This is a genomic window from Autumnicola edwardsiae (assembly GCF_031846505.1).
Taxonomy (GTDB): domain Bacteria; phylum Bacteroidota; class Bacteroidia; order Flavobacteriales; family Flavobacteriaceae; genus Autumnicola; species Autumnicola edwardsiae.
The window spans coordinates 1-8,343 of sequence record NZ_JAVRHP010000117.1 but is presented as its reverse complement, the minus strand read 5'-3'; the positions used below and the strand labels follow the sequence as shown (position 1 = coordinate 8,343).

At 36.5% G+C, this 8,343-nt stretch carries 7 protein-coding genes; 4 read left to right on the top strand and 3 right to left on the bottom strand.

The genetic code is table 11. From position 1 onward, the window contains the following. Window positions 1-3,290: DUF7948 domain-containing protein (locus RM529_RS15100; protein ID WP_489752739.1), on the bottom strand; the 3,290-nt coding region annotated here is incomplete at its 3' end. Window positions 3,291-3,801: 511 nt separating this feature from the next. Between RM529_RS15100 and RM529_RS15095 the strand changes: the two genes are divergently transcribed. Further along, complete coding sequence (locus RM529_RS15095; RefSeq protein WP_311485584.1) at window positions 3,802-3,963, top strand: hypothetical protein; 162 nt, start codon at window positions 3,802-3,804, stop codon at window positions 3,961-3,963. A gap of 192 nt (window positions 3,964-4,155) precedes the next feature. Here the strand turns inward: RM529_RS15095 and RM529_RS15090 are convergent, their stop codons facing one another. Together RM529_RS15090 and mnmE are read right to left on the bottom strand one after the other, a co-directional pair. Further along, complete coding sequence (locus RM529_RS15090) at window positions 4,156-5,298, bottom strand: tyrosine-type recombinase/integrase (protein ID WP_311485583.1); 1,143 nt, start codon at window positions 5,296-5,298, stop codon at window positions 4,156-4,158. 222 nt (window positions 5,299-5,520) lie between these two features. Continuing rightward, a complete protein-coding gene (mnmE, locus tag RM529_RS15085; RefSeq protein WP_311485582.1) occupies window positions 5,521-6,924 on the bottom strand; it encodes a tRNA uridine-5-carboxymethylaminomethyl(34) synthesis GTPase MnmE in 1,404 nt (467 codons plus the stop codon). Window positions 6,925-7,108: 184 nt separating this feature from the next. Between mnmE and RM529_RS15080 the strand changes: the two genes are divergently transcribed. The 3 genes from RM529_RS15080 (at window position 7,109) to RM529_RS15070 (ending at window position 8,146) form a co-directional block, all read left to right on the top strand. After that, a complete protein-coding gene (locus RM529_RS15080) occupies window positions 7,109-7,465 on the top strand; it encodes a DUF4870 domain-containing protein (protein ID WP_311485581.1) in 357 nt (118 codons plus the stop codon). A gap of 301 nt (window positions 7,466-7,766) precedes the next feature. Continuing rightward, a complete protein-coding gene (locus RM529_RS15075; RefSeq protein ID WP_311485580.1) occupies window positions 7,767-7,949 on the top strand; it encodes a hypothetical protein in 183 nt (60 codons plus the stop codon). Next, window positions 7,937-8,146 carry a hypothetical protein gene (locus tag RM529_RS15070; protein WP_311485579.1) on the top strand — a complete coding sequence of 70 codons (210 nt, stop codon included), beginning with the start codon at window positions 7,937-7,939 and terminating at the stop codon, window positions 8,144-8,146. Before RM529_RS15075 ends, RM529_RS15070 begins: the two co-directional genes overlap by 13 nt. Window positions 8,147-8,343: the final 197 nt, after the last annotated feature.

The following is an 8,343-nucleotide window of genomic DNA, read 5'->3' as shown; positions in this document are numbered from 1 at the left end:
GTGATGGGAGTATTTATTTCTGGTGCTTCCGAAGTTTTTAAGGTTAACGTTGTTTCAGAAAAACATAGGGTTTCCGGATTGGTAACCCGCACAATTACCGTTTGTTGAAAAGGTTGAATATTAGTGTATGGTGATGAAAAATCTAGTATTTCAGTTCCGTCATCGCTAAAATATGTTAACTCTAGACCGGTTTGATCCTGAACAACTCTGTTGACCACTTGAGAAATATCAAAATACTCTGAAATTCCGTCAGCATTCTCATCACATCCTATTAGATCCTGTAAGGGATATGCAACAGGAGCCGGGCCAACATTAATATTAAAACTGGTTTCAGAATAACATTCCGTAGAGTTATTTATCATTCGTGCGGTAATGATTTCTCTGAAGGGATTAGAATTAGTGAATATTCCGCTAGGGGAAAGTGAAATGACATTATCATTAGCATCTAAAAAAATTACCCTAAGGTTGCTATTACCTGCTGTAAGTTTCTCTGCAATTTTTTTGAGATTGGTTTCAGCAATACCATCACTATTCGAGTCACAAATAGTAATATCTTCTACGATAAAACTATCTGGGATAGGTTCAATGAGGAGGTTAAAACCCATTTCGACAAAACAATCTGGATTAAGTTCGTTGGCGACTCTCACGGTTATGGTCTCCTGCCCTTGAATAACGTTTATGTAATTTTTTAGTTGATCTTTCTCGATTTCCTCACCTTTACCATTTAAATATGAAACGATCAAATTCGTCTGACTTCCAATTACTTGTTGCGTTACAGCAGAAAGATCAAAACCAGGAGCAATTCCTGTACTAAACTCTCCTTCACAAGCAACTAAATCAGTCAGTTGCTGTACTACTGGTTTGGGTGTGATAAAAATTTCAAATTCTCTTAAATCATCACATCCGTTTCCGGAGCTAAGAGTGAGATAGTAGGTACCAGAATTAATTACAGATGAATTAGTAATAACAGGGTTGGCCTTTGTACTTGTAAAATTGTTAGGTCCGGTCCAGGAGTAAGATTCTGCGCCAGAAGCTGCTAATTTTAAATCCTCTCCTTCACAAACTCCGCTGGGAACATTAGTGGTAAAGGAAGATAAGCAATCTTTAAATTTTACCAGAAAAGCATCTCTTTTTCCACCGTGATTAGTTTGATGTGCATCTGGTGTAGAAATACCTGAGGTACTGTGTGTCCATCCCAATAGATAAATTTCTCCGAGGTTTGTGATGTCTATATTCAAAGCGAATTCAGATTGATTTCCTCCGTAATAAGTACCCCATATTCGTTCTCCGTCTTCATTGAATTTTGTAAGAAACAAATCACCAGACCCTTCTATCCATTCACTCTGAAAACCATCGGGTGTTGAAATACCAGTTGGACTATTGGTATCTCCTAATAAAAAAATGTTGTCATTTCCATCTACATCTACTTTTGCATCACCACTTGTTTCACTATTATTCCCACCATAAAAGGTACTCCAGATGATGTTACCCGAGGAGTTAAATTTTGCCAGAAAGCTATCCCATTCGGCTACGAAATTTTTAGTTTCTTTATGAGCTCCGGGAGTGGCTATATCTGTGGCGCTGCGTGTACTTCCGGATATAATGACATTGTCCTTATTATCAATTGTTATTCCCCGTGCAAAATCATAATCAGGACCTCCATAGTAAGTTCCCCAAATTCTTTCTCCTGACGGATTAAATTTTGCAATGAAGGAATCTGGCCAGGATAGTACATCAATATTTAAAATTTCCTGATATGCGCCAGGTGTCGAAATTTCTTCCTGGGAATAGGTAGTACCAACAAAATATATATTACCCTGATTGTCGAGAATTACCTCATTAATTTCTTCTCCTGCATAAAAAGTTGCCCAAATGCGATTTCCATGTTTATCAGATTTAGCAAGAATACCATTCCAATGGCCGTGAACATACGCATCACCGATTTCTTTAAAACTTCCTGGAGTAGATATATTTTGATGACTTGCAGTAGAGCCTACAGTATAAATGTTGTCCTGTTCATCTGTGATCACACTTGTCAGGTAATCCATGGTCTCTCCGCCAAAATAGGTTCCCCATAACCTAATTCCAGCTGAATTAAATTTTACAATGATTCCATCACCATGGTTTTCATTGTTTTCAGAATCGTTCAATGAGGTTTGATGGGCATTTGTAGTGGCAATATTATCTTTACTTGATGATTCCCCTGTGCAAATTATATTATTACTATTATCTATGGCAACGCTATTGAAATACGCACCCTGAAAACCTCCATAGTAGGATGACCAAAGAAGGGTTCCTGAAGGATTAAATTTAGCCAGATATGCGAATCTCATATTTTCAAAAATGCTTTCTGGAGGACCAGTTGTAGCAATGTTAGAAGAGCTTGAACTAAATCCAGTAATAATGGGATTGCCGTCTAAATCTGTTTTGACATCTCCTACGAAATAAGATTCATCTTCCTCTCCTCCAAAATAAGTAGCCCATTCCCTTACCGGGGTAGGGTCAATCGTTAGAGTGTCGTCTACACCTTTATATTTTTGAGGCATTTTAAACCCAAAAATAGAATCCGTAATTTGAAAAAAATTGATCTTTACTGGTATTTTATTCTTATCAGTTCCAAACCAACTTGCCGGAAGGATCTCTTTCATCTTGCCGTGTCTTGTTCTGAATTCGAGGATATTATTTTCTAGACTAACGTCAGCACCTGTAAATTGCATTTCTATATCCTCAATATTGCTTCCCGGCCTAAGAATAAAATTATATTCCACCGGTTTTGTCCTGTCTTTTGGAATAAAAAATTCCAGGTCGATATCTGGATAAAGCTCTCTATAAATAACCTTGCCAAATGAGGGTACGTTAGTAATACCGTCCTCGATTCCTGGTAGATTATAATAGTTCACCTTGTTAGAGTTAGGAAACTTCTCAACCAGTTGAACATCTGGATTTGAATTTAGGAAGTTAACGTCAATCCGATGAAAGAGAAGCTTCGAATTTTTTTCTATCTGAGATTTAATCTGTTTGGAATACGCTTTTTTAATCCTCTGATCACTACTTAGCTTTGACTGCTCCTTTTCGTAAACATCATAAGAAAAGCCTGTTTTTTTTAACTGAACATTCAGACCAGGGGTAGAAAGAAGGTAAAGCACATCTGAATTGGGTAACCCTTTTTGATCAAGTACCTGCCCTAAGTTTTTACGAAAAGCGCTAGAAGAATTTCCATTGAATCTTATGTTTTGGTCTTGCGAAAATACAAAAACTGTGTAAAGAGTTGCTATTACCGTAAATAGCATTTTAGATCGGTTGAAAGTCACGTAGTTGTTTAAATTTATTTGTGAAGGGCCTTTAGCATGAAATTGTTAACACTTTTTAACTTTCGAAATATAAAATTAATAATGGAGATTTATAAGATATTTATGAAGTTTCGAATTATTGAAAAGTCTATTCAATCAATTTAGCTTTGAAAAAATTTTTAACAAGGTTTCGTGATGTTTAGAATTTGGTGTTCGAGTAGGAGCATTTTTCAACGTGTTATAATTGTATTTTTTGCCATCCGGTCTAAGGATTAATCCAGAGGTAATAAATAGATTTTTCAGGGTGATTGAATTATTGGGAAATGTTTTAATTAGGTGATCGTAAAATTCTCTGCAGCTGGGACCATCCATTTTCAGATGAATCTTTGAACTATGACTATTCCAATCCTTGAGTAAAACATTCTTAAAATCCGCTATAGAAGTTTCTTCCTGGTCAATCAGATCAAACCGGATCATCTCATTATATAATCGGTTTATTTGAATATCTGAAATGGACAAGTTGAAATTAAAGGAAGGTTTAGCAACTTTGATTCTTAGCTTTTCTGAAAAAGAAGATTTAAATTTTTTTCCCCATGATATGAGGCAGAAAAATACACCTAAGAGAAATACAAGAAGAACTAATAACTGGATTGGCACACCTGAGCTTTTATAAGTTTGATGAAAAGAAAACATCAGGTGCATGAAGCTTAGCCCAGTCAGATGAAAAAGAATTCGTGGTTTTTCCAAGTATCCGGTTACGCCGAAGTTTGAATTAATAAAGTAATGAAAGATTATGGGCGCATAATGAATGGCCAAACGGCTATAGATATAGATAAAAGCCAGGCTTGATAAGTATGTAAATACATCAAAATTCATAATCCATCTGAAGCTCTGGTATTAAATAGGCGGCTTCTTTTTTCTTCTTATCTACAATTTTAGCATATACCTGTGTGGTTCTTATTTCTTTATGTCCCAGTACTTTTGAAACAGTATAAATATCAGCTCCATTTTCAAGTAAGAGAACAGCGTGAGTATGTCTTGCACTATGGAAGGTTATATGTTTGGTGATACCGGCTCGCATACACCATCTAAGGATTTCAGCATTAAAATGAGCACCATATTTCAAACCCTGAAAAACTCGATCACTTCCTTTTCTTCTTTTCCCTAGCAAATTCCTTGCTTGATCTGAAATATATTGATATTCCTGTCCGGATGTTTTCTTCTGTTTAAAAATCAGTCGGGAACCTTCTTCTTCATCTCGCACTTCGGCCCAGGTAAGCTTATTGATATCACTCCATCTTAAACCAGTTAAGCAGCTGAATAGAAATGCATTTTTCAGAATTTGATGTTTACATCTGGCTTTGGCCAGGCCTTGTAATTCTTCATGAGTTAAATATTCTCTGGAAGTTTCTCCCTGGGCATATCCTTTGACCGTGGCAGCGAAATTTCTTCGCGTATAACCATCATTAAAAGCTTGCCGTAAAGCTGCTTTAAATTTGTTGTAATAAGTATATTTTGAGTTCTGAGATAGAGGAGTATTCGATTTTGTTCGAGATTTATGATTTAAAAACTTTTTGAAGCCTATAACAAAATCTTCATCAACATCTTCAAATGTTATTTTTCTCTTACCTATATAATTCTCAAGGTGATTTTGAGTAGCATCCCAATTGTCATAATTACCTTTGCTTTCATAACGCTCCTCTTTAAGTTTATCATAGTAAGTGATAAAGAGGAGTCTGTCCTTATTTTTATCTTTTATACCATATTTGCCTTGTGCATATTCAGCCTTACGGATGGATAGCACCTGTTCGGCTCTCAACAAGACCTCAGCATTTTCTTGGCGTTCTTTAGTTGTCTTTGGTTCAATAATAAGGTATTCTTTTAGATATTCGAATTCCCTATTATGTTCAATCTTGCCTTTATCATTTTGGATGAAGCCTTTATAATATTCAATATATAGACTATACCTTCCAGTCTTTAATTTTTTCTTTTTGAGTTTGATTTTCATAACTGCTTAATTTCCATAAATATAAGAAAAATAATTATTGAGGTGTAAAAAAATACACCTCATTGATGATGTTTAACAACGAGGTGTAAATTAAGTGTAATTAAAGGTGTAAAAATAAATTAGTATCGGAAAATATGAAAATAAAAAAGAGGCCGTAAAGCCTCATAATTATTAAATTTCAAGTGTATTTGATATCATTTGATATCAAATAAAATATTATGTTTATTTTCCAATACAGAAATTAGTAAAAATATTCCCCAACAAATCATCGTTGGTGATTTCTCCTGTGATTTCTCCAAAGTGGTGCAATGCCTGGCGAATGTCTATAGCAAGAAGATCTCCGGAGAGATTAGCGTTTAGTCCGTCCTGAACCTTATTTATTTCTTCAAGAGCGCTTAGCAGCGCGTTGTAATGCCTGGAGTTGGTAACGATAGTATTGTTGTTCCTTAAAGCCCCCGTGTTTACAAAGTCCAGTAGTTTATCTTTTAACTCTTCAACTCCTGAACCTGTTTTTGCGGAAAGCAATAGAAGGTTTGCTCCCTCAATTCCATTTAATTTATTTTTGATTTCTCTAATTTCAGATTCGTTCAATAAATCAATTTTGTTGATTACGATTAAAAGTGGCTTTTGGGGAAAACGGTTTTTAATTTTTTCTATTTCAATCAGCACAGCGTCATCAATTCCCCCTTTGGGGGTTAGGGGGCTTAGATACAACACCACCTGCGCCTGACTTATCTTTTCAAAAGTCCGCTTAATCCCAATACTCTCTACTATATCCTGCGTTTCCCGAATCCCCGCAGTATCGATAAACCGGAAACCGACCCCGCCAATGGCCATTTCATCTTCAATAGTATCCCGTGTTGTTCCAGCAATTTCAGAAACTATGGCGCGTTCTTCGTTGAGAAGGGAATTTAGTAAAGTAGATTTTCCCACATTTGGTTCACCAACAATTGCTACCGGAATTCCGTTTTTCAGCACGTTTCCGGTGGCAAAAGAATCTATAAGTCGTTTTAAAACCTGCTGAATCCTTGAAATAAGTTCTTTAAACTGGTCCCGATTGGCAAATTCCACATCTTCTTCAGCGAAATCCAATTCCAGTTCAATTAAAGAGGCAAAATCCAACAGTTCCTGACGGAGCCGCTGAATTTCATTAGAAAATCCGCCGCGCATCTGTTGGATGGCCATCTGGTGGGAAGCCTGATTTTCAGAAGAAATTAGATCGGCTACAGCTTCAGCCTGGCTTAAATCCATTTTTCCGTTAAGGAAAGCACGTAGGGTAAATTCTCCAGCTTCCGCAGAACGGCAACCTTTCCGAATCATTAACTGGATAATTTCCTGTTGGATATAAGGGCTTCCATGGCAGGAAATCTCTATAGTTTCCTCGCCCGTGTAAGATTTTGGCGCACGAAAAACGGAAACTAGAACTTCGTCAATAATTCTTTCAGCATCTATTATATTACCCAGGTGAAGCGTGTGCGAAGGTTGATCTTCCAGTTTCTTACCGCTCTTAGCTTTGAAAACCGGGGCAACAATCGAAATGACTTCTGGTCCTGAAACTCTTATAATCGAAATTGCACCTGCGCCAGAAGGCGTGGCGAGTGCAACAATAGTGTCGTTCAATTTCATTTTGCAAAGGTAAGAAACGACCATCAATTTGCCAGTTTTCAGTTTAGAAGCTCACGGTTTTTACTAAAAACAACTGCAAGTGATAAAAATCCTGTAACATTTTGAAATACAAGTCGTCTTATTTGTACAAGCCATCTTTTTCTGGACCGTCATCATCAGTAATTCTAATTATAATCATCAAACAATGGAAAGTTATACAGCAATGAGAGAGGACCGGCAGATGCTGGTTATAGCGCACAGTAGTCAGTTACTGGATTTAATCACCGGGATTGGCGGATTCATCGTTCCTTTAATTCTGTGGGCAACACAAAAGGACAAAGTGCTGGGAATGGATGAGCATGGGAAAATGATCATGAACTTTCAGATTAGCCTGTTTCTTTACAGCATCGTTTGTATACCGCTTATTTTTCTCTTCGGAATAGGACTTTTGTTGCTGGGAATAATCTGGATTTTTGGTATAGTTCTTCCTATTATTAATGCTATTAAAGCAAGTAATGGTGAACCTTGTAGTTACCCATTCACACTTCAGTTGATTTCCTAAGATTCTACGGAAGGAGAAGGCTCAAATCTGTCAATAATCAGCCTTTTGAGGTGCGAAGTTGTACTTTTCTCTTTCCTTATCAAAAGTAGGGCTAAAAATGGCAGTTATCGGCTTGTAGTTTCCGGGTTGTCATGCTGAACTTGTTTCAGCATCTCTCACTGAGCTTGTCGGGTTTTATTCGATTTAAGCAACACCTTAAAAATAACAATTATCGACTACAAGTGCTGAATTTATCCAAATGTCGGGTTGAGTTGAAACGAATTTAAATTGTACCTTGTTTTATCTTTGAAATAAAAACAAAATGTTGACAAAAGAGAAAGTAAAAGAACAGATTGAGAAATTTCCTGATGAATTTTCAATTGACGATCTGGTTGAACGATTGATCCTGATTGAAAAAGTGGAAAAGGGCCTGAACCAGTCTGATCGTGGAGAAACAATTTCAGATGCCGATTTAGATAATGAGGTTGAAAAATGGTTCAGGTAAATTGGACCCTTCAGGCAAAAGATGATCTGGAAAGTATTGCAATATTCATCTCCAAAGATTCCGAAAAATATGCGCGGCTTCAAATTTTTCGCTTAAGACAGCGGACAAAAATTCTGAATTCCCAGATTTATTTCGGAAAAATAGTTCCCGAAATGGAAGTGGAAAATATCAGTGGAACTTATAGAAGGAAACTATAGAATTATCTACAAAATTGTAAATGTTCAAAGAGTGGATATTTTAACTGTTCACCATACTTCACGAAATTTTAAAAAAAGAAAAATCTGAAGGTGACACCTCAAAAATGGCAATTATCGACCTTTTGAGGTGCGAAGTTAGAAGTACGAGGTACGAAGTTTATACGTCCCTGATATAGGTTGACCACTAAAATCAACTT

What these genes read in the sequence shown, in the direction of transcription:
- RM529_RS15095 (WP_311485584.1), top strand. Translation starts at nt 3,802, where the DNA reads ATGGACAAGTTGAAATTAAAGGAAGGTTTAGCAACTTTGATTCTTAGC.
- RM529_RS15090 (WP_311485583.1), bottom strand. Translation starts at nt 5,298, where the DNA reads ATGAAAATCAAACTCAAAAAGAAAAAATTAAAGACTGGAAGGTATAGT.
- mnmE (WP_311485582.1), bottom strand. Translation starts at nt 6,924, where the DNA reads ATGAAATTGAACGACACTATTGTTGCACTCGCCACGCCTTCTGGCGCA.
- RM529_RS15080 (WP_311485581.1), top strand. Translation starts at nt 7,109, where the DNA reads ATGGAAAGTTATACAGCAATGAGAGAGGACCGGCAGATGCTGGTTATA.
- RM529_RS15075 (WP_311485580.1), top strand. Translation starts at nt 7,767, where the DNA reads ATGTTGACAAAAGAGAAAGTAAAAGAACAGATTGAGAAATTTCCTGAT.
- RM529_RS15070 (WP_311485579.1), top strand. Translation starts at nt 7,937, where the DNA reads ATGGTTCAGGTAAATTGGACCCTTCAGGCAAAAGATGATCTGGAAAGT.